This is a genomic window from Mycoplasmopsis caviae, from assembly GCF_024498215.1.
GTDB classification, from domain to species: Bacteria; Bacillota_I; Bacilli_A; order Mycoplasmatales; family Metamycoplasmataceae; genus Mycoplasmopsis; species Mycoplasmopsis caviae.
Map to the genome: position 1 here is coordinate 506,681 of NZ_CP101806.1, position 22,002 is coordinate 528,682.

The window sequence follows — 22,002 nt, forward strand, 5'->3', positions numbered from 1 at the left end:
TTAAAACTTTTTTAATTTATTCTAGTCTATAAACTAAAAGTTTAAGTATAATAAAGTAACAATGAATCACAAGGGCGATATACTTTTTGGAAAGATAACTAAACTAAGCAATGATGGGCTTAGTGTTTTATGCAATAATGATCTCTACTTTATTCCGCGTTCGCTAATGTGTGATTGAAGTCGTCTAAATGACAAATTTAGTTTTAGAGTCGGCGATCGAGTCAATTTTATTGTTGAAAAAATTGACTACAAAAACAATATTAAAATTGGTAATTTCAAAGCTAATCATGCTGCTTTTTTGCGTAGTCCTTTTAAAGAAAATTTAGCAAATACTAAGCACGGTTTTAAAACTCTTAAAGCTCAAATTGATCATGATATAGAAGTCTATAATATTAAGGAAAATGATGGCAACAATTAATCTTAATGCTTATAATTATTCACCTGATTTTAAAAACGAGAGTTTAGTTAATCGAGGCAAAAATTTAATTAGGGATATTAAACTAAAAAATATTGAAGGTTTTGAACATTTTGGGTTTCATGAATTAGCACTAAATTTTAGTAATTTTAATGTGAGAGAATTAAATAATTTTGTTAAGTTGATTACTAAGCAAAAAATTGGTGAAATTCTTATTTTAGCAAGTGGCAAAATAATAGAAAATTTTAATGCCGGATTTAATTTTCTCTTTGAATATGACTTACTTAGAGAACACAAAATAAAATTTAGTTTTATTAATATTGATAATATGTCGCAGGATTACTATGGTATCTATGAGAAAATAAAGGATAAATTTTGCCAAAGAAATACAGGTATAATTCTTAGTTCCTTTAATAAATTTAATGAGCAAACACTTAACTTTGTTAAATTATTAATGAATTATTTGCAACTTAACGATGGGTATTATCGAGCATTAGAACGAGTATTTTTAATATCAAAAGAATCGCTTGAAAAACAACTTGAATTTTTACATATTCCACTACAAAACAGGTTAATTAGTCCAAATATTCTTTCAAATAATTTTTCATTTTTTAGCGAAATTAATATGTTACTTTTAATACTTAAAGGTGCTAATATTAATGATTTAGTTGAAGGTTATTCATCTGGGTGTGTTAGTTGATTAAGCGGAAATTTAGAACAAAACAAAGCTTTTCAATATGCATACATTCGCTATTGTTTAAAAAATGATAAAAAGAGTGATCTCTTAATTGGTTCTGATGAACGTTTTAGTGGAATACTTAAGTTGTATAGCAGCATTAATAATATGCGATTTTTAGGTTCAAAGCACATTTGTATGAGTGCAACATTTAGCCAGGATATTTATACATATGGACAATATTTAATTGACAATAATCGAAACTTTTTTACTTCGGTTTTTAGTCTAGAAAATGAGAAAATCGACTTTCGAATTAGTGATGAGATCAATAACACAAAAGATGGTTTAGAGAGTTACAAAGACAACCGAATAAGTTCATATTCAAAAGCACTTCAAAAAGGATATTTAAACACACTTTCGAACGTAGCTTCACTTCCTGTCTTTAGCATTGAACTTGAATCTGGAAGTGAGTTAAGTTTAGGATATATTGTTGGGTTCTTATACTGAAGTTATATTTATGAATGTTACTTAAATAAACTTAATCCATTTAGTTTTTAATATTGTATTATTTCCATAATTTTTCTATAAACTTTTGATTTAGTGTTACAAAAGTTTAAAAAAGTAGAATAATTTATATAATTCATTATTTAAGGAGTTTGAAAATGAAGGCAGTTAAATTAAATTTACACAATTGTGTTGATGAAAAATTATTACTTTCTTATGAAGATAAAGTTAAGTCAATTCATAATTCTATAATGTCTAAGTCAGTAGTTGAAAAGGATTGATTAGGTTGACTTGAATTACCAAATAAGGCTGGTAGTGATGAAGTTAAGAAAATGAAAAAAATTGTTGAACTTTGAGAAAGTAAAAATATTGAAGCAGTTGTAGTTATTGGTATTGGCGGTTCATATTTAGGAGCAAAGAGCGGTTATGAATTTATTTATGGTCAATACAGCATCAATAAACCAAAAATGGAATTAGTTTTTGCAGGCAATAGTATTAGTAGTGAAAGCTTAGTGGCTGCACTAAAATATGTTGAAGGTAAAAAATTTGCTATTAATGTTATTTCAAAAAGTGGTACAACACTTGAACCATCAATTGCATTTCGAGAATTTAGAAAACTATTAGAGGCAAAAGTTGGCGCAGTAGAAGCCAAGAATTTAATTGTGGCTACAACCGATGCTAAAAAAGGTGTTCTATATTCTTTAGCAAGTCAAAAAGGTTATGAAAAATTGATTATTCCTGACGATGTAGGTGGTCGTTTTAGTGTACTAAGTCCAGTTGGTCTATTTCCTTTTTTGTGTGCTGGAATTGATATTGATCAAATTCTCAGTGGTGCACAAGCAGCAAATAAGGATGCAAATGATTTAAGTCTTAAGACAAATGATGCATATCGTTATGCAGTGGCAAGACATATTTTGAGCAAAAATTACACAATGGAAATGATGATTTCATATGAACCTAAAATGCAATATTTTGCTGAATGATGAAAACAATTATTTGCTGAAAGCGAAGGCAAAGACGGTAAGGGATTATTTCCAACTAGTGGAATCTTTTCAACTGATCTTCACTCACTAGGCCAAATGATACAAGATGGAAACAAGGTTTTATTTGAAACAATCTTAGTTCTAGACAAGCCAAAGTATGATATTGACTTTAAAGCAGATAAAGAAGATTTAGATAAATTAGTTTATCTTGATAAAAATAAATTACACAGTGTTAATATGACAGCATTTAATGCAACACTTGATGCTCATATGAACACTGGTAAAGTACCTAACATTGTTATGAATTTTGCTAAATTTGATGAATATACATTGGGATATTTATTTCAATTCTTTGAAAGAGCATTAGCAATTAGTGCATACTTATTGGGTGTTAATCCATTTAATCAACCAGGTGTTGAAGTTTATAAAGCTAATATGTTTAAAATCCTTAAAGGATAAGAGTGTTATTTTGAGCCAAAAGTGGCTCATTTTTTGTACTTATTCCAGGTGTACATATTATCAGTTGTATGGCAAACGCAATTGTTTAAATTATTCAAAAGCACTGTTTTATAGTACTTTTAGGAAATTGAAAAACTTTGATATAATTAATTTACTATGCCAGAATTACCAGAAGTTAGAAGTGTGGTCAAAGACCTAAGACCAAAAATAATTGATCGCAAAATTGTCAAAATTGACATATTAGAACCTAAATTAATTAAGGAAGTTAGTAGCAGTGAATTTGTGCAATTTTTGCTTAATGAAAAATTCATTAATGTAGAAAATTTAGCAAAACATATTATTTTTGTACTTTCTAATAACAAATATTTATTAAGCCATTTGCGAATGAGTGGCAAATATTTTACTCATTATAAATTTAGACCAGCAAGTAAGCATGATTATATGATTTTTCACCTTGATGATGGTAGTTGTATTTACTATAATGATTCCCGAAAATTTGGAACATTTCACATTAAGGATGATAAAGCATTATTGACAACTAAACCACTTAACAAAGTGGCTAAAATACCTTCTGAGATTAATGTTAGTGAACTTTTTGATAAGATCAAAACGAAGAATATACCTATAAAACAGGTTCTTATGGATCAATCACTTGTTTCTGGAATTGGTAATATTTATGCTAATGAAACATTGTTTTTAGCCAAAGTTAACCCTTTAACACCTGCTAAAAATATAAGTTTTAGTGTACTTAGTAGCATAATTAAAACTGCTACAGTAATTATGGATAAGGCGACTGAACTTGGTGGCTCAAGCATTGATTCTTATACATCAGTTGATGGCGTTAAGGGAGAGTTTCAAAACTTCTTACAGGTTCACGGTCACTTTAATGAAAATTGTCCAAGGTGTAAGGTTAGCAAAATTAACAAAATTTTCATTAACAAAAGAGGCACTTATTACTGTCCAAATTGTCAGAAATAAATTTAAAAAATGAGTAGCGAATTACTCATTTTTTATAGCATCATTTAATTTTTTTGGCTCTTCATCAATTGAGCGAACTATATCAGGAGAGTCATTAAAATTATAATTGCTTCAAATATCTTCAAGATATTTTGGTTTGTAATTAATTAAATCAAATTCATCAAGCACATTTCTTTGTTCAAATTTCTTAATTAGATAATAATTAATTAAAGGAAACACAATTATAAATATTCAATATACAAAGTAGAAAACTAACTCAACTCACTTACCGATATAAAGTGTTTCATTTCCATAGAAAATACCACTTAGTGCTCTATCATTATTTAAGATACCGGCAATTGTTGCTCATATGTAGGCCACATTTGTAAACAAGGAACCAATAATTGCTAATATTGAAAAAAGTCAAAATAGAACGCTGTTCATTTTTTTAACGTTAATATTTTTACGTTTACGTAAATATAAAATTATTATTACTGCATAAAAATTAAAGAAAATAAAAGTAGGTAAATTACTTAATCCATCAAGTGCATTATCACCTTTTAGTACTCAAACAGTTGACGAGATAATTATTCATATAATTCCATAAATTATGCTTATTAAAAATACTATCATTCTTTTAAGATTCATCTTACTTCGATATTTAGCACCACCAAGAATGATTTTTAAATTAATTGCATTATTAAGTTCATAAACAAAGCCAGTAGTTACTCCATTTAAAACCCCAATAGCAGAAATAAACAAAAATAAGTTAAATGTTATTGTCAAACTTTGTGCTAATTTATTATTTTTAGACTGGTCAATTGTATTTTTAATTATTTGTTCAACTAAACCACTATTGTGTAAAATAGCTGACACTGCTATTAGAGAATAGGTTACAATGACAGCACTCATACCAATAATTACTATTAGTGGAAGAGTATCTTTCTTTAAATTATTAGCTACTGAGCCAACTGATAAAAATGCATCATATGCAAAGAGTGCAAAAGGCAGAGCCACTAGCAAACCTTTAACTGAACTTCAAGAAAAGTTAACTTTATTAAAAGCATTTGAGCCACCTGCATAGTTTTGCTTATATAAACTAATTCCAATAATAATCGCAAATATAAGCGGAATAAATTTTAAAATGGTTACAATTTTTTGAATACTTGAACTAATTTTTAAACTTATAACCATCATACTAAAGAAAAATACAAATATGACTAGTGCACTAAATGGCAAATAATAGGTAGGAATTTTAAAAGCACCATTAGCACAAATTTCAATAAAATTGTGTAATGCCTCGGCACTGAAAAAACTTAGTGCCACAATTAATATTGCACCATATAAAAATGTGTAATTAAAGTTAATAAAGTAGCCAAATGCCTTGCCACCTAGCTGTGCAGCTCAGTTGCTTATACCACTTGCCTTTGTGTTTTTTATACGACTAATTTCGCTAAAACTTAGTGCACTACAAAGTGATATTATACCTGCCAAAACTCAGGTCATAAGTCAACTTAAACCATCGCCACTTGTCGCCTCCTTAATTGAGTGATTCTTGAAAAATATCCCAATTCCTACAACACTACCTATTAACATAGTTAGTGCGAAGAAAAAACCAATTTTTCTGCTATTCTGTCCTGCTTTCATATTTATACCTTTCTTATATTTACTTGTGAGTAAATATTATAAATGAGAATAGAAATTTTTTGTGATAATTTTCTTCTATTTTGTCCAATTTTTAAGGTTGTAAAAATTATAGCCAAAACACATAAAAGTTTAGCTATTTTTTTAACTAAAACAGCAAAAAATGTGTTATTTTTTTGTTTTTGTGTGTACAACATTAAGGTTTACCGCATTTTTTAAATGTTAAATTACATTTTTTAAAATTTTGCATATTAAAACATACAACATCATTAAGAAGTTGCTTTTAATTAATTCATTTTGTCTTCAATCCTAAAGTTTTTTCATAACTTTTGGGGATTGACATCATTTGTTAATTTCTTTTAAATATTCTTCAATCAACAAATAAATTGTTGATTGAAATAAAAAATAACTTATTTAATAAGTATTGAGCCGTTGGCTCTTATTAAGACCTGTCGGTCTTAAGAAGCAAAACTTCTTTTGTCTTGCCAGATAGGCTTTCTTCTTTTAAAAAAGAAGAAACAAGAAAAACTTACTTAAATGATTTGTAATTAGCGTCAATAAATTCCTTCATTTCTTTTGTAATATCATTTAACTTTTCAAGATTTTCACTTAATAGTTTTTTAATAAATTCAATGTCTTTATTGTTTGGGTTTGCAGAATTCTTAAATATATTTTCAAGTTTTTCAAATGTACTGGATGTTCATGTTCTATTATGAAGCATGGTTTTAATTGTAGCTCTTACACCTTGATGTTGTGGATCAAGATTTTTTGATATTGCATATACATCGATTGCACTCAATTCGTTTCCTTTCGGTACTCTGGCTTCATATTTTCTTTTCCCTCAACAAAGAATAATTTATTTTCAGGAGTTACCATGTCTTTGCCTCTCCACTTTCAAACATAGAAACCCTAGCGCCATTATTATCAAATGGAGCAAGATATTTGTTGTCATATCTCACAGTATGATTAACTATTTTTCTTTTAATTACAAGATTCATCTCTTCTTCAAAAATTTCAGTATTTGGCTTTCTAAAAACATTTGATTTTTACTTACTGCTTCGGCCTTTTTAAATTGTTTGTTGTATTCATCAATTAAAAGTTCAATTTTTCCCAAAAAGTCTTCAAAACAGTTGATTCCGTTTGTATGAAAGAATGTTCCTATTCATCTTTGCAATGTTCAAAATGATCTTTCAACATTTGGTTTTGCCTTTGGATTGCTCGCTTGTTATAAGTTCAATTCCTCTTGCATTTAGCGCTTCTTCCATACTGTTCTTGTACTATCTGAACCTCAAAAGTTCTTCTTCTATCCGTTATTATTACTTGTGGAATGCCATACCTTTTAAATAATTGTGTTAGAAGATTTTGATATCCAATTGTTGTTTCCTCAATGTCAATTCAGATTGCTAACAAACTTTTTGTTGCCGCATCAACAAAGATTATAAATATGGTACTTCTTACTTTCTCCAAAAAGATGAAGTGGTGTTGCATCAATTTCAATAATTTGCCCAAAATCATAGTCAGAACTTTTATTTTGGTAAACACCTTTTAATGGATTTTTATTTAGAATTTTTTCATAAATTTTAATAAACTGTGCCTCGATTTTAGAAATATCTTGACCGTTTTCTAAAAACATTCTTCTTCTCTTAACTCATTTTTTTACTTTTCTCGTTGCATATGAACTGCAATAACCAAGTCTAAGCATTCTTTTATAAAAGGTAGTGAAAGGCAACAATTTTTTTCATCATTAGTAGTTCTCATTATTGTAAAAATGCAACAAGGCTACACTAAGATCACCTTTTGATATTTTCTCAATATGTTCCACTAATTCATAATATCTATTAGTTAAATCAATAATAACTGAATCACTTACTTTCACACCCCTAAGTTTATTTTTATTACCATGTGATATACTGATTGCATCTTGGTTATTTGTAGATGCAATCAATATTTGATTTCTATATCTTTTAATTGTTTTTGTTGATGTTCTACAACCCAATTTTCCTAATATTTTTGATATTTCGGCATTTGGTCTATTTCAATATTGTTGAATTTTTTAAATCTAAAATTTTTTTATCTTCATAATCAGTTGTTTTACCTGTATCAACTGCTTGAAATCTGGTTTTAATTACAAGATTTTCCATAATTTAAATTCTCCTTTTTAAAATAATAATTGAAACCTAAAAATGGACAAAATAAAAGATAAAAACAGGGTGGACAAAATAAAATAAAACCATTAATTATAAATGAGAATAGAAATTTTTTGTTTTTTTATTGTAAAATAAATCTATGCATATTATTTTCTATAGTATATTATTAAATCTAGCACTAGTTTTGGTAGGTTATATCAGCCTTGGTTCGCTAAATACCAGTATTATTTTGTCAAAATGAAAAAAGAAAGATGACATTAGATTACATAATTCAAAAAACGCTGGTGCAACTAATAGTCTAAGAACTTATGGCATGAAGTTTGCAGGCTTGGTTTTTGCAATTGATGTTTTTAAAACACTAATACCTACATTAATTTTAGCCGCAATACTAAATCATGTTGAGCAAGCATATATTTTTGCATCAAAATATTATATGAGTCCTCAATCTCTTGCTTTAGGTGTTATTATTGGTCATATCTTTCCGCTTTATTTTAAATTTAAAGGTGGCAAAGGTGTTGCTTGTACTATTGGTCTAATTGCTTCCATTAATATCATTTTATTCTTGGTTGCTGCAACAATGTTCTTTATTATTGTTTTTGCATCTCGATATGTTTCACTTGCTTCAATAGTTTGTGCAATAATATTGATACCTCTTAGTTTTATTCCATGAATGACTAGTGGAATATTGGGTTACTGAAGTAATTTTATTAATGTTCTTACTATAAATATGTGATATGTGAGCGGAATAATCTATCTAATTGCTGCGATACTAATTATTACAATGCACCATAGCAATATAAGACGCTTGATTAAACATAGTGAAAGTAAGTTAGGTTCGAAGGAAAAAGAAAGCCAAAATTTGAAAAATGATGAACAAAATCTACCTAATGTGTAGATTTTTTTATTGACCTAAAATGTGAAAAAAACAATAAATTTTTACCATTTTGCAAAAAAAAAAAAAAAAAATGTAACCTTTCAAAGTGAAAGGTATAAAAAAATGAATAGAAAAAATAAATTAAAACTTATATTAAGTAACCTTGGTTTTGTTAGTTTACTAGCACCAATGGTGTCTTCAAGTTGTGGAAGTGGACCAAAAACACCACCTGCTCCAACACCAAATCCAGGCACAACTCCAACACCAGCACCTACACCAAATCCAGGCACAACGCCAACTCCAACACCAACACCTACTCCAAATCCAAATCCAGGCACTACTCCTGGACAACCAAATCAGCCATCAAACCCGCCTGTTCAAAATGAAATTAGTGTTGAAGAAGATATGAATATTAGCATTCATAAAAAAACTCATTATTCTTTTAAACAGTCAATTAACTATATCGCAAGTGAAAAAGTCTATAGAGTAATAAATTCTAATAATCTCAAATCTGATGAGATTAGCAAAGCTGATCTTATTATTACAAGTAAAAGTGGCAAATACACATACACAATTGACACATTAACTTCTAGCAAAGAAAAAGGTGAAATTGATTTAGTAATTGATCGACAAAAAGATGGTAAAAATGTTAAGCACAATATTAAAATAAAAGGTTTTTATACAGACCTTTTTGACAAAAAACTATATTTAATAAATAGTTTAGACTTAAAAGACAAAACACAATACATTGTTAAACAATATATTAGAAAATTTAAAACATTAGATGAATTAAAGAGTCAATTATCAATAAAGACTTCAAATAATATGGATCTAAGCGCATTTTTAACTGCCCAAGATTTGAATATTAAGAACATTAGCGTTGATGAAGTAGATAATCTTAAAGGTGAATGCATTGTTACAATTACTTTTTTGGAAAATTCAACAGGCAAAAGTCAAGAATTATCATATGTAGTTAATGGTTTTAAACAAACGCAAAGGCTAGAAGATGCGGTTAATTCAATTTTTGACAAAATTGAATTACAAGATAACATTAATGATTTCACTATTTATGACTATGGAATTAATGATGCAAATAATATGCCAAAGTTCTATAAGAATAATACTGAAGTAACAAATATTAAAGATATTTTTACTCAAAAAGGAATCAATTTTAAAAACACTAGAATAATGCAAAGTTCTAAGCAAACTGATGGCTATAAAGGTTCTGCTATGGTTTTTCTTGCTTTTGGATGAATTGACAGTAGTAACAGTGAAGTTTATGCATATCAACAACAAGTAATAGGATTTAAGAAACTTAAAACAGATACTGAATTAAAAGATGTATTAAAAAATGTCTCGACTTTGACACTTTAAAAATTCATTTTTTAAAAAAGCCTATAAAATAGGCTTTTATGGAAAGTCTATTATTTAGATTCTAGTAAAACAGGGCCTAATTCATCAACTTTTCCCCATTTAGGAATTATTTGATAACCCAATGATTCTCTTAAATTTGTGTAATCTTCTGGTTCTCTAACTCTTAAAAAGTATTTTTCTTTCTTGTCTAAACTCTCAATAAGTACTATTTTTACCTTTCTCAACGCATCAACAATTCTGTCAGTTGTTAAACTGTTATTAGCTAATGAACTTAATGAAAATTCTATGAATCTTTCAATAACCAATGCCAAATAACAAATCATAAAATGACCTTCAATTGTTTTTTCTTTTGACAAATAAACCGGTCTAGTTTCAAAAGTTGTTTTTAAAATCCTAAATGATTCTTCAATCTTTCATAAATTTGAATATGTTCTTATTACTGTTTCAATGCTTAAATTTTTGTTGCTTGTATATATTCCGTAAAATCCATCTCATCTTGCGTCATCTATAATTTTTTCTTCATTTAATGAAATTTCTCCAACAGAATAGTTGACATATTTTTTGCCACCTTTTTTAATTCACTCATCGCTTTTGAGCCATTTTTTCAACACAACTTTTGGCTTTTTTAATCAGTCTTTCTCTATCACTTTGATCTTTTTTCTTCTTTTTCTGAAAAACTTAAAATTAAATTTCCATCCAATGAATTATCAAGTCCTAATTCATCCTTAATTTTTTAGTTAATGGTGCTTTTTTACATAAAAACCTTCACTGCTTGCTCATATGTTGCAAGATCTATAATGCCGGGAACAAGGTTCTTATTTCCTTTAATTTTGTGAGACATTATGAACTCAAAACCATCTTTTTAAGTTCTAAAAGATTAGGACCAGAGTTTAACCCTCTGTCTGCAATAACAGTAATATTTTCAATACCTAATTTTTCCTTAACTTCCTTTATAAAAGGGATAAAAGTCTTAAAATCACATGTATTTCTGGCAAACAATTTGTATGCAATTGGAATTCCATAAGCGTCAATCATCATCCCAAGAACAACCTGTACATTATTAATTTTTGCATCCTTAGAAAATCCGTAATCTAACAAGTCATTTTTTTCAATACTTTCAAAGTAAACAGTTGTAACATCGTAAAATGTTTCTTTTAGGTTTCTATCAAATAGTTCAGCTAATTTTTTGTTGATATGTTCAATGATATCTAGCCTTTCATCACACAAAATTTCAAGGCTTCTGTAAATTGATTTAAGGGTGTCATCATTCTTTATTGTATACTCATTAAAAATATTAAATGTTTTACTTTTTGAACAAGGTTTTAAAAATCTCATTGCGACTAAATTTTGGACAATATTGTTCAAATCATATTTGATTCTTTTCATACTCTTTGATTTCTCAAAATATTTATCTAGATCTAACTTTCGGTAAACATTGTTTAGTATTAAATTGCCATAATTTAAAACTTCTAATTCATTCTGATATTTATTGTGTATCTTGTTTTCATCTCTAATATCATATTCACCGTCAACGTTATCGTCAGATAAAACATCTTTAAATGTCCCAAGCATTCTGCCTAAAAGTACTTCTTTTTCTTCCTTATCTTTTGAATACTTTTTAAATTCATTTCTCAGGTTTTCTAAAAAATTAGGATCGTTTTCTTCTAATTTGGATAATAATCCCAAATTTTGGACAACCTTATGTTTACAAGATTTGCTTTCCTTATCTCAATAACTTTTCACAATATTAACATATTCTTTATTTCTAACTCTAATAACTTTAACAAACATAATTATATTATACTATGTTTTACTAGAATTACAGAAAAAAATAAAAAATTCATATACTATGTATATGAGCCTTATTTTTAATATGTTTTAATGGCTAAAGTGTCAAAGTCAAGAAAAATGTTGAATTAAAAAATACATATAAAAAGACTGCAAGCGAATATATTGCAGAATTTAATAAACTTAAGCCTGAAGAAAAAGAATCATTACTTAGATTAAATAATAATGATTATGACAATAGTTTTGATAAGTTAACAAGACAAGAGAGAATTAGTACTATTAGTTATAAACTTGATACAGTAGGAAATAATTCAGTTAAATTAACTATTAGTTGAACACAAGAAAAAACAAGAAGTAGTTTTGAAAAAATGTTTAATTCTTTTGTAGTTAGCGGTTCAGAAGAAGAAACAATTGTCAAAGAAACTAGTGTTGACTTAAGCGATAAGAGTGCTAAAACAGTTGAAGAATATATTAATGAACACAAAAGTGATTTAAAAAGCAAGATCACTGGAAGTGCAAAGAATAATACTTCACAACAATTTAGTGATTACTTAACAACTAAGAATCTTGAAATTTCAGAAGCTCAATTATCAGTTATGAATTCATTTGATGGTAAAGGCTTATTAAGGATAAAATTAAGTTATAAAGATAACAGTAAAACACCAATTTGAGTTGAATATGAAATTGATGGATTTAAGAAAATAACTTCATATGAAGAAGCTAAATTTGAAAAATTATTAAGTTCAGTTAAGGTTGCAAATAACAACAATAACTACTATTCTGAAATAGTGAAAGACTTGAAAAAGTTTATTAAAGTTAAATATACTAACCCTGATACAAATAGTGAAGAAGACTTTACAGTCGAAAATCTTAAAAAGTTAAACATAAGCCAACTAGACTTGGAATGAAATCCTTACTTTATAACTAAAAATAATCTTACTAATCAAATAACTGTTAACATTAAGTACAAACAAAATGGAGAAACAAAAGTTAAACAAATTAACCACCAATTTTTAAAAGGTTTTTTTGAAGACCACAAGAAAGAATTTGCTAATGAAGTAAGAGCAAGATTAGCTGATGGATTTATTCCTAGTGAAGTTACAAGAGATGATTTAATTTATGATAAAGCTAAATTAAATAATCCATCAACAACTAATCCAATTTATGAATTAATTGATATTGGAATTGTTGCTTCGGCAAATGAATACCTTAGAAATTTACTTGAAAGTCAAGGCAAAGTCATTGTTAGATATACTTACAAAAATAAGGAAACAAATCAAATGCACGACTTTCTTGATACATTATCAAATGGTAAAAAGTTTACTACTAACTGATCAATGCTAATGAAGTTGGCAAGAGTTAAAAAACTATTTACTGTTGATGAAAGTAATTCATCTTATTTACCAATGACAGTTTTATTTAAGGAACAATTAAATAAACCAAATGTTAAGAGTATAGAAATTAATTATAATAGTGATTCTAAAAAATTTATGTTCTTATCAGCAGGATTGGAGTTCGATTTTCTAAAATTTAGTGAAAAAGCACTTAAGGTCATTAGTAAGGATAACCTTGAAACCCACTTACGTGGACACAAGACTATTAACAATTATAAAAAAAACATGTCTATTGCATTTAATAAGAATGGCAAATTAAGTCTCTTTTTCTCAGTAGGTGAAAATAGTACAAGATATAATAAAAATGTTGAAAACTTTGAACTAGAATTAGAATAATATTAACAAGCACAAGGTTGTGCTTGTTTTTATAATTGGCAAACTCAAATATTATATAAGGTTAAAAAAATATGTTAAAATATAAACAAATTGACAGAGGTATTTACCTATAAAACAGGTAGATTGAGAAAAACTCTTAGAGCTGATCAGGTTAAGACCTGCGGAGCAAGTTCAATAGGTTTAATTAAATTCTATAGGCTTTTTTCTCACTAAAATCCTTTCTCAATTTTGAAAGGATTTTTATTTTGCAACCAATTAAGAACAAAGACAAAAAATATCATTATTCATGATTATTTGATATTTATACAAATAGCAAAGGTGACAGTTATAAAAAACCTAAGAAATGAGTAAAGCTAAGTATAGTTTTTATTATTCTCTTAATTTGCTTATATTGTCTTTTTTTATTTGATCTAAGACTAGCAGATCCTAATTCGCTTTCTCAATTAAGAAGCAATATAAAATTATTATTTTCATTTAATAATAAAAATCCTTCATTTCCAGCAAGTAATTTGTGGACTTTAAGTTTCACTTATTTATGAAATACAATTCAGTATACTTCTCTAGGTACTTTATGTGGTTTTCTATTAGCTCTATTTACTAGTTATTTAAGTTCACTAAATTTACATAGAAATAAATTTATACCACTAGTGTGCAAAATTATTATTACCTTATTAAGAGCATTGCCAATCTTTTTCTTTGTTCTTTTACTTAATTCCAGCTTTGATCAATTACTCTCAGCTTCCTTGATTCTAACTTGATTTACTTGATTGTGATTACATAAATATTTAAGTGAAATCTGAGAAAATAGCAAGGTTACTTTCTATTGAAATTCTATATTATTAGGCACTAATAAATTTAAATCATTTATTAATAATGTTTCTTATCGTAATAGAAATAAAGTAATTATGTTATTTCTTTACTCATATGAATCTAACATAAGATGAAGTAGTGTTCTTAGTACCCTTGGACTATTTGGGATTGGAAAATTAATTAATGAGCCTTTAAAAAGCGGTAATTATTCTATAGTTGCAATTCCACTATTACTCTTAGCATTAACATTACTAATTTTAGAGATATTTAGTTTAATAATTAATCATTTAATATTTAAACCTCTTAAATTAAGCAGAAATACAAAAGTTAAAGTTTTCTTAAGAGTTAAGTTCTATTTAATAATTAGTTTTATAACAATAATGCTAACTAGTATTATTACATTATTCAACATTAAATATCAATTTAATGTTTCTATTCTTAGCAGTAGATGAAGTGAATTAACATATAAAGCAAATTATTCAATTTTAAGATTTGATTCTTATGCAATTTTTAATGAGTTGCTTACAAGTTTTAAAATTGCTATTGCAAGTATTTTTCTAGCATTTATTTTTTCTCTTATTGCTTCATTTTTTACTAATGATAAGAGTGTCAATAAGTATATAAAGGTATTAGGTAAGATTCTTTTAGCACTACTAAGAACAATACCAATTACTTTGTTTTTCTATTTTTCTATTTACCTATATTATTCAAGAGAATTTATTCTGATTTTAGCTCTATCTTTTGTAACGATGAGATCGATGAGTAAGTTTTTCACAGAGTCAATTAATAATATTGATCAAAAGTTAATTGATAATTATTTATTAATAAATAATAATAAAGTTTTATTATATTGGAACTTTATTATTCCTAGAGTTATTAAGGATTTTTATAGTTATGCAGCATTTAGATTTGAATTAATATTTAGAAATATTATTAATTATGCATCTTTTGCAATAGTAGGTATAGGCCCTAGACTTAATGAATATAAATTTAAAGGAGAGTGAGATAATGTCGGTGCTTTAACGTTAGTTATTTGACTAACTTTAATTGCAATAGAGTTAATTACTACTATTATTAAGTACCATAGAAGTATTATTAGCTTTTTAAAATTTAAAATAAAAGAACCTAATATTAGGTTCTAGTACTGACTTTGTAATTCCTTCTCACTAATATCTTTAGCTTGTTTTAAAAAAACAAGTCTTTTATCTTTTAATAGTAGTACATAGTCCATGTATTCAAGAGAATTGGCAACATCGTGAATATTGCACAATAACAGTGCATTATTTTGATGAACATAGTTGTGTAGATATTTTAAGATCTTTTGTGTATTAATAAAATCAAGATTACTTGTAGGCTCATCAGCCAATATAATATTCTTTTTTTCAAAAAAGACAGCAGCTAATTCAACCCTTTGTTTTTGACCACCACTAAGATCTTTTACTGGTGTGTTGATGTAATTAAAGATATCTAAATATTCAAGAATATTTGATAGTTCTTTTTTTTGTTCTTTTGTAAGAATTCTTAGAAGTTTAAAAAACCAATTCTTATAATTATTATTTATTTTTTTCTTAATGTTTTCAATAATGTCATCAGTTTCAATTAATGAAGCTTCTTGAAAAAGAAAGGAAATATCTTTTTTGATTGTTTTATAGGTTTTTTGGTCAATTTTTGCAATGTCTTGATCATTTATTAATATTTGACCTCTGAGCACTAATTTAGGCTCTAAAATTGACTTAATTAATGTACTTTTGCCAACACCACTAAGTCCATAAATACCATAGCAGTAACCACTGTTAAAAGTGATATTTATATCACTTAAAATAACTTCACTATTATATGCTAGTGTTACATTTTTAAATTCAATTTTGTATTTTTTCATAATTGCTATATATTAAGTACTGAATCAATTCTATTAATGAAGTTTTCAACTTCATTATCTATTATTGAGTAATGATTAAGACCTCACAAATTGCCAATATAGTTTTTGTTATTATTTGCTAATTCAATGAATGTTTGAGCCAATATATTCAAAACATCATTACTTAAAGAATTATGAGCAATAGCCACATTGTAAGGAATAGGATCTGTTAGTGTTAATATTTCATAGGCTTTGTTACTATCTTTAACATAAAAATCTCTTTTTGTTAATTCTTTTGAACCATGAGATGTATAAGCAAATGAGTTTTCATTATCAAAAGCTATATGGTATTTAGTATTATCTAATTTACCCAATTCTTTTGCTTTTATTTTGCCAAAGTATTGACTATTTGTACTTGCAAATGAATCAAGAGTAAAAGCTTCATTTAAGTCAAATTGCTTTCTTAATAGTGCTTGTGGTAAGTGATATTTTGAAGCACTATAATTTTCTCCATAAGTTATACCGAATTTATAGAAGTCATCTCATCTTCTATTAATTCAAGCATTCTTAATGTTGCTTCTTTCATCCTCAGTTCCAAATATTCAAATTGCACCTCTTTGAACATCAACAAACTTATCCTTTTCATACATATTGGTAAACTTGTAATTTTTATATCCACCCATGCTATCTTTTGTTCAATTTACATAACCACCTTCACTTTTAAACAGATGGTTTTCATATTCTGCTTGTTCAGTGGCAAAATTACTTGGTCCTTTATCTACATCATATAATGATGTATCATCAAATTTAAGAGAATCCTTAGTTTTAAAAGCAAGGCTTTTTGTTTGCATAAATGCACTTACACTCTTATTTTTGTTGTTTTGGTACTCTTGATAATATCTTAAAGCACCAGGGAATGCAACTTGAAATTTATTAGTGTTAATTTCACTAATAGTAGCACTTTCATCGCCTCCTGCTTCATGAAATGAAACAACTTTATTATCTAATTTGGCTTCCATCAAATTTTGATTAAAAATTTGATTAAAAGCATTTGTGTATTCTTTTATTTTGCTATCTTCTCCATACTTAATGCCTTGCATTTTGATTTTAATTTCGCTGACACTTGTATGGTGGTGGCAAGCACCACTTAGTGATGTTAGTGTTATAACACCTGGTATTAATGTTAAGTATTTATACATTTTTTTCATAAATAAAATCCTTTCACGACAGAGTAAAAGGATTAGAGAAATACTATTTGTTAATTCAATGTTTTTGAACTTGCTCCGCAGGTCTTAACCTGATCAGCTCTAAGAGTTTTTCTCAATCTACCTATTTTATAGGTAAATACCTCTGTCAATATGCTTATATTTTATCATATTGAGCAAGTTAAATGTTCAAAAAAACATAAGGAGAATTATGCCTTTCCTTATGTTTTTTTAACTTATATTTTATTATTCAGTTACAGGGGTATATGTAACTAATTGTTTTATTTTACTATTGGTGAAGAAGTCGGTAAAACTATGCGATTTAATTCCTGCACGAAGGTAATCAAAATTTTCACGATCGTTTCCATGTGCTCTTTTGTATTCAGTTAATGTCTTAAATCTTCATCAATCAAAATGTTTTGCATTAAATTTGTTTCCAAATTCATCATCAAATCCAATTTTGTTATAGAATGCAGCAAATATATGTTGATTTTTTCATTCAAAATTAAAATAATCACTTTGTTTTAATTTAAATTGAAATGGCCCAGATGTTGAAATTACATGAGTTGAATTGTATGAAATGTTAACGTTATTTTTTTCAAATTCAGCCTTTATATCACTATGCAATCTATCATAATTAGTTCAATTGTCTTCGCTAACTTGTGATGACAATCCCTCATTATGTGTTATTCAACCTTTGGAAAATGCTTGCTTACTTGGTACTCAATTTCAATTAAAAGCACTATGCATCTTAGAACTTACTTTAACTGGTAAAATTTTAGACATACCAGCATCATAAAACCTAGAACTATAATGCTCATCATCTTTATGACTATATCCAAATGGAATTTCTATTGCTTTGTTGCTATTTGATTGGAACGAACCTAATGTTATTAATATACTAGCATATGTTAATTTTGCAAATGATTTTACAAGTTTTGTAAAATTTTTCTCATAATCATTTCTTGTTAAAATATTAATTTTACTTTTTAATTGATTAATAAAATTATTAACTAGTCTATTTTCGTAATTTAATAATGCAAAAAATGAATCTAAAACATATGGTGCACTGTTTGATTTAATTTTACTTATTGCACTACTTACATTCGAACCAATTTCACTATCACTAATTGAATTATTTCATTTTGCATAGATTCAATTAGGTGATGAAATTTCGTCATCCCTTGATTTTTTTGAAACTTCGATACCAAAAATAGTATCATAATATCAAACTTCATAATTGATCTTACTTCAACCACCATCAACTAGTAACTCATTAAAATTCTTTCCATTAGACTCAAGCCCATAAATAATATTATTAAATCCATAACGTTCATATAGATTCCTATATGAACTAGATTTTAGACCTACATTTGTTTTATATTTACTTGCATCATTCATGGCTTCTGTTTTGTTGGCATATTTGCTATTACCATTAAAAAGAATATTCATTGTTTTATAAGTAAACTTATCAGCAGAATTATCTCAATAATATTTAGGAGCTTCAAAATTATAAACAGTATTATAGCCAAATTTGTTTACAAGGACATTGTAAAAGTTTTTAACAAAACTAACAAGAAGTGTTTTGGTTTGGTCAGCAAAATCATTATCATCATTTATTAATGGATTTTTATTTATATTTATTATATTTGCTTCTAGTTGTTTGTAAAATTCATCTACTGAATTTTCAATTAATTCCTGTTGCTTAGTAGCAAAATTAACAGCATCATCCTTTATGTACGCAATATCAAGATGTGAATATTTCTCGAATTCATTTTTAATTGAATTATTATATTCAACATGTTTGTCATATTTTTTAAATATTTCAAGTCATGCATTAGCAAAGTCTTCACTTACTTTTATTGATGAAGGTTGTATTTTTGTTTGAAATTCATCTTGACTTGATACATTTAAATAGTCATTTGTAACACCACTCACAATTTTCTTAGCAGCATCAATATTTCTTTGATGTTTATTGTGGTTTTTGTCTAATGTGTTTTCAATTTTGCTAATTTCGTTTACAACAGTATCAAGAAATGATGTGTAGTTTGTTTTAATTTCATTTATTTTAGTTGCTTTTTCTTGAATTTCATCAATAGCATTAAATAGGAAATTCATTGATTCTTTTACAGTGTCAATATTACTATCAACTCATTCAGTAGGCATTATTGCCTCAACTGTTTCAATTTTAGAATCAAATCAAAGTTTTGCTTCTTTAATGTCACTTAGTTCTTTAAAACTCTTATATCCATTAATTTTGCTATATGTAAATTCATATGCAGTAGGTAACTTATCTACATCATTGATATTAGATAATATAGTATTTTTGACTGAGTTAAAATTATCAGTATCAACCAAACCAAATTTATTCATATTTAATAAATCATTTAAAAATTCACTTAAATCTTTATTTTCGGAATTAATGAAATTATTAAAGTTAGTTGATAGAGCTTTATTTGCTCTTTCTTCCTGAGCACTTATTTCTGAATATGAGAAATTAAATAAATTAAAGTCCTCAAGTTTTTGTTTTCTTTGATTATATGCTTCTTTAAATGCACTAATTCTACTTTTTGCATATTCATAGTATAAAAGGCTCTTGTCTTTTAGTTGCAAAATTTTGTTTTTAACATTAACAAATTTGTCAATTAATTCATTTCTTTGAACTAGATATTCTTCTTTCTTATATTGAGAAAAGTCAACATTAGAAGTATTTGAAAAATCTTTAATTTCTTTTCAATCAGAATTAAGTTTTAGGAATTTGATATATTCACTTAAATTTCCTTTGAATTCATTAACCTTAGTTTTTAGTTCGCTCTCAACAAATGAAGCAAAGTCATCATTTAGTGATTTTTCATCATTATTTAAATTATTTACTTTTGTAACTAATTCAAGTAGTGAATCAATATTTTTGTATTGTAGAGATGTTGAATAACTCTTGAATTCGCTACCTTTGTTGTAAAGTTCATTATATCTTTCTGTTCTTGAATTCAAATTAAACATTTTTGAACCGATTAATAGATTCTTTTCATCGGCCTTAGTTTTTAGGCTTTCAATTGATTTAACAACAAATGAAGAAACATTATTTTTGAGCTTATTAGCAAACTCAATAATGTTTGTCTTAATTGAAGCAAACTGATCCATAAATGAATTTCTTTTTGTTAAATAATCTTGGCCATTGAGATTTGCAAAATCAACATTGTTGGCATTTACATATTTGATAATATTATCTCATGTGTTTTTTAATTCAAATTCACCAAGCAAGTTTGAAAAATCACTACCAACATTTTTAACTTTTGTTTTAAGTTCATTATCTATAAAACTTTGGAGTTCAGAAGTTAAACTTTTTTCACTCTTAATAATTTCTATTGACTTAGAAATTAATGTAGTAACTCTTTCAAGACTTGATGTGCTAGTATTTTGAGACAGATTTTGATAATCGTTATTTAATTTATATAAATCTTGATATTTAGTATTTCTATCACTTAAGTTAAGTAAGTTTGATTTTTCTAATATCTTCAAAGATTGATTCTTGTTCTTTAGTGAATCAATTAGGTTAGAAATAAAACTTTGAACATCTGAATTAAATGCTGTAATGTTATTATTAGCAATATTCAATTGTTCTAGAATTTCTTCTCTTGAATATTCTGTCGTTTCAAGAATTTTTCCTTCAAGGCTAAAGAATTTAGCTAATATTTCTTTTGCAGATTTATAATTTTCTGCTGAAATATTACTTTCATTTTCAAGAATATCAATTTCATTACTGTTGAGAATTTGTTTGCTAATTGAATTAGTAGTTACTTCTTCATTGAATTTGGCCAAAACACCCTTTTCTCAAAGAATTCTATCGCTATTGATTAATTCAAGACCAGCAAGAATATAGTCTCCATCGATTTTTTTCTTTCCATTTATTGATGGTATTTTAGCTTTTTGCTCACTATATTTTTTTAGTGCTTTTTCTAAATTATTAAATTTGATATCTTTATCATTTGTTGACATTATTAAAAAGTTATCGCTATCTCTTAATAATGTCAATTCTCTTGCTAATTTAGCAACATTATCAAAACGTTTTAATAATCACTCATCAGCTTCAAGAAGCAGATTTGTTTTTCTAATTCCTTCTGGAACATTTTCTTCAAAGAAAAGTCTTTCTTTGTAATTTTTTGCTTTTCTTAAAAATTGTTTATTACCAGGATGATGACCAACATTATACTTTGAATAAGTTTTCAATCTTTCTTTTAAACCATCCTGTAATATTTTGTTCTCTGTAATTTGATCATTAAACTTATTTAGAATATTATCCAACTCTTTTTTAATGTCAGTATCAATGTTTCTACCTTCAACTTTGCGAGCAATATTATCACGAGTGTGCATAAGGTCATTATTATTATCATCAAATTGTTTGTCAAGCGACTTGATATGGTCAATTTCATTCGAATAATTTCTTTTGTCTTTAGCCACACCGGCTATTGAACCTATTGAAAGAATACCAATACCTGCTCCTACAATACCTAGTGATATTCCAACAACTTTTTTCTTCTTCTTAGTCATAAGTCTCCTATTGTGTTTAGTTATATTTGT

General features: G+C 26.9%; 21 protein-coding genes. 8 read left to right on the forward strand and 13 right to left on the reverse strand.

Going from position 1 to position 22,002, the window contains the following annotated elements; genetic code table 4:
• Nucleotides 1-61 precede the first annotated feature (61 nt).
• From NPA07_RS02395 to mutM, 4 genes are all read left to right on the forward strand, one after another.
• Complete coding sequence (locus NPA07_RS02395; protein WP_235659520.1) at nt 62-418, forward strand: S1 RNA-binding domain-containing protein; 357 nt, start codon at nt 62-64, stop codon at nt 416-418.
• Nucleotides 402-1,649: a glucose-6-phosphate isomerase gene (locus NPA07_RS02400; RefSeq protein WP_235659519.1), complete on the forward strand. Its 1,248-nt coding sequence runs from the start codon at nt 402-404 to the stop codon at nt 1,647-1,649. The genes NPA07_RS02395 and NPA07_RS02400 overlap by 17 nt, the downstream gene beginning before the upstream one ends.
• A 104-nt stretch (nt 1,650-1,753) precedes the next feature.
• Nucleotides 1,754-3,037, forward strand: a complete 1,284-nt coding sequence (locus NPA07_RS02405) for a glucose-6-phosphate isomerase (protein WP_126117846.1) — start codon at nt 1,754-1,756, stop codon at nt 3,035-3,037.
• A gap of 156 nt (nt 3,038-3,193) precedes the next feature.
• Nucleotides 3,194-4,015: a bifunctional DNA-formamidopyrimidine glycosylase/DNA-(apurinic or apyrimidinic site) lyase gene (gene mutM / locus NPA07_RS02410; protein WP_126117845.1), complete on the forward strand. Its 822-nt coding sequence runs from the start codon at nt 3,194-3,196 to the stop codon at nt 4,013-4,015.
• Nucleotides 4,016-4,036: 21 nt separating this feature from the next.
• Here mutM and NPA07_RS02415 read toward each other — a convergent pair whose 3' ends face one another.
• From NPA07_RS02415 to NPA07_RS02450, 8 genes are all read right to left on the reverse strand, one after another.
• Nucleotides 4,037-5,641 (reverse strand): APC family permease, encoded by a 1,605-nt coding sequence (locus NPA07_RS02415; RefSeq protein WP_126117844.1) that lies wholly within the window; start codon nt 5,639-5,641, stop codon nt 4,037-4,039.
• A gap of 526 nt (nt 5,642-6,167) precedes the next feature.
• The gene (locus NPA07_RS02420) at nt 6,168-6,437 is read right to left on the reverse strand and encodes a hypothetical protein (protein WP_256553166.1); all 270 of its coding nucleotides are present in this window, start codon (nt 6,435-6,437) and stop codon (nt 6,168-6,170) included.
• On the reverse strand, nt 6,377-6,514 hold the full coding sequence (locus NPA07_RS02425; RefSeq protein ID WP_256553071.1) for a hypothetical protein: 138 nt from the start codon (nt 6,512-6,514) through the stop codon (nt 6,377-6,379). Before NPA07_RS02425 ends, NPA07_RS02420 begins: the two co-directional genes overlap by 61 nt.
• Nucleotides 6,508-6,636, reverse strand: a complete 129-nt coding sequence (locus NPA07_RS02430) for a hypothetical protein (RefSeq protein ID WP_256553294.1) — start codon at nt 6,634-6,636, stop codon at nt 6,508-6,510. Before NPA07_RS02430 ends, NPA07_RS02425 begins: the two co-directional genes overlap by 7 nt.
• A complete protein-coding gene (locus NPA07_RS02435) occupies nt 6,624-6,812 on the reverse strand; it encodes a hypothetical protein (protein ID WP_256553131.1) in 189 nt (62 codons plus the stop codon). The genes NPA07_RS02430 and NPA07_RS02435 overlap by 13 nt, the downstream gene beginning before the upstream one ends.
• Nucleotides 6,797-7,048: a hypothetical protein gene (locus NPA07_RS02440; RefSeq protein WP_256553295.1), complete on the reverse strand. Its 252-nt coding sequence runs from the start codon at nt 7,046-7,048 to the stop codon at nt 6,797-6,799. Before NPA07_RS02440 ends, NPA07_RS02435 begins: the two co-directional genes overlap by 16 nt.
• A complete protein-coding gene (locus NPA07_RS02445) occupies nt 6,978-7,340 on the reverse strand; it encodes a hypothetical protein (protein ID WP_256553296.1) in 363 nt (120 codons plus the stop codon). Before NPA07_RS02445 ends, NPA07_RS02440 begins: the two co-directional genes overlap by 71 nt.
• 42 nt (nt 7,341-7,382) lie before the next feature.
• Entirely contained in the window at nt 7,383-7,634 is a 252-nt protein-coding gene (locus NPA07_RS02450) for a hypothetical protein (protein WP_256553198.1), read from the reverse strand.
• A 290-nt stretch (nt 7,635-7,924) separates the two neighbouring features.
• Between NPA07_RS02450 and plsY the strand changes: the two genes are divergently transcribed.
• Together plsY and NPA07_RS02460 are read left to right on the forward strand one after the other, a co-directional pair.
• Nucleotides 7,925-8,680, forward strand: coding sequence for a glycerol-3-phosphate 1-O-acyltransferase PlsY (gene plsY, locus NPA07_RS02455; protein WP_126117842.1), 756 nt, complete (start codon nt 7,925-7,927; stop codon nt 8,678-8,680).
• A 102-nt stretch (nt 8,681-8,782) separates the two neighbouring features.
• Nucleotides 8,783-10,033: a hypothetical protein gene (locus NPA07_RS02460; protein WP_126117841.1), complete on the forward strand. Its 1,251-nt coding sequence runs from the start codon at nt 8,783-8,785 to the stop codon at nt 10,031-10,033.
• A 50-nt stretch (nt 10,034-10,083) separates the two neighbouring features.
• Here NPA07_RS02460 and NPA07_RS02465 read toward each other — a convergent pair whose 3' ends face one another.
• Together NPA07_RS02465 and NPA07_RS02470 are read right to left on the reverse strand one after the other, a co-directional pair.
• Complete coding sequence (locus tag NPA07_RS02465) at nt 10,084-10,641, reverse strand: IS1634 family transposase (RefSeq protein WP_256553186.1); 558 nt, start codon at nt 10,639-10,641, stop codon at nt 10,084-10,086.
• Between the two features lie 232 nt (nt 10,642-10,873).
• Nucleotides 10,874-11,824 (reverse strand): IS1634 family transposase, encoded by a 951-nt coding sequence (locus tag NPA07_RS02470; protein ID WP_256553297.1) that lies wholly within the window; start codon nt 11,822-11,824, stop codon nt 10,874-10,876.
• A gap of 365 nt (nt 11,825-12,189) precedes the next feature.
• On the opposite strand from NPA07_RS02470, the gene NPA07_RS02475 reads away from it, so the two are divergent.
• Both NPA07_RS02475 and NPA07_RS02480 read left to right on the forward strand, forming a co-directional pair.
• Entirely contained in the window at nt 12,190-13,551 is a 1,362-nt protein-coding gene (locus NPA07_RS02475; protein ID WP_126117839.1) for a hypothetical protein, read from the forward strand.
• Nucleotides 13,552-13,796: 245 nt separating this feature from the next.
• Nucleotides 13,797-15,503, forward strand: coding sequence for an ABC transporter permease (locus NPA07_RS02480; protein ID WP_126117838.1), 1,707 nt, complete (start codon nt 13,797-13,799; stop codon nt 15,501-15,503).
• Here NPA07_RS02480 and NPA07_RS02485 read toward each other — a convergent pair.
• The 3 genes from NPA07_RS02485 to NPA07_RS02495 all read right to left on the reverse strand — a co-directional run bounded on the left by NPA07_RS02485 (nt 15,500) and on the right by NPA07_RS02495 (nt 21,972).
• Entirely contained in the window at nt 15,500-16,240 is a 741-nt protein-coding gene (locus NPA07_RS02485; RefSeq protein WP_126117837.1) for an ATP-binding cassette domain-containing protein, read from the reverse strand. The two genes, NPA07_RS02480 and NPA07_RS02485, sit on opposite strands and share 4 nt — an antisense overlap.
• Nucleotides 16,241-16,245: 5 nt before the next feature.
• A complete protein-coding gene (gene cypl, locus NPA07_RS02490; protein ID WP_126117836.1) occupies nt 16,246-17,427 on the reverse strand; it encodes an ABC transporter thiamine pyrophosphate-binding lipoprotein p37/Cypl in 1,182 nt (393 codons plus the stop codon).
• Nucleotides 17,428-17,670: 243 nt separating this feature from the next.
• Nucleotides 17,671-21,972: a hypothetical protein gene (locus NPA07_RS02495; protein WP_126118658.1), complete on the reverse strand. Its 4,302-nt coding sequence runs from the start codon at nt 21,970-21,972 to the stop codon at nt 17,671-17,673.
• Nucleotides 21,973-22,002 lie beyond the last annotated feature (30 nt).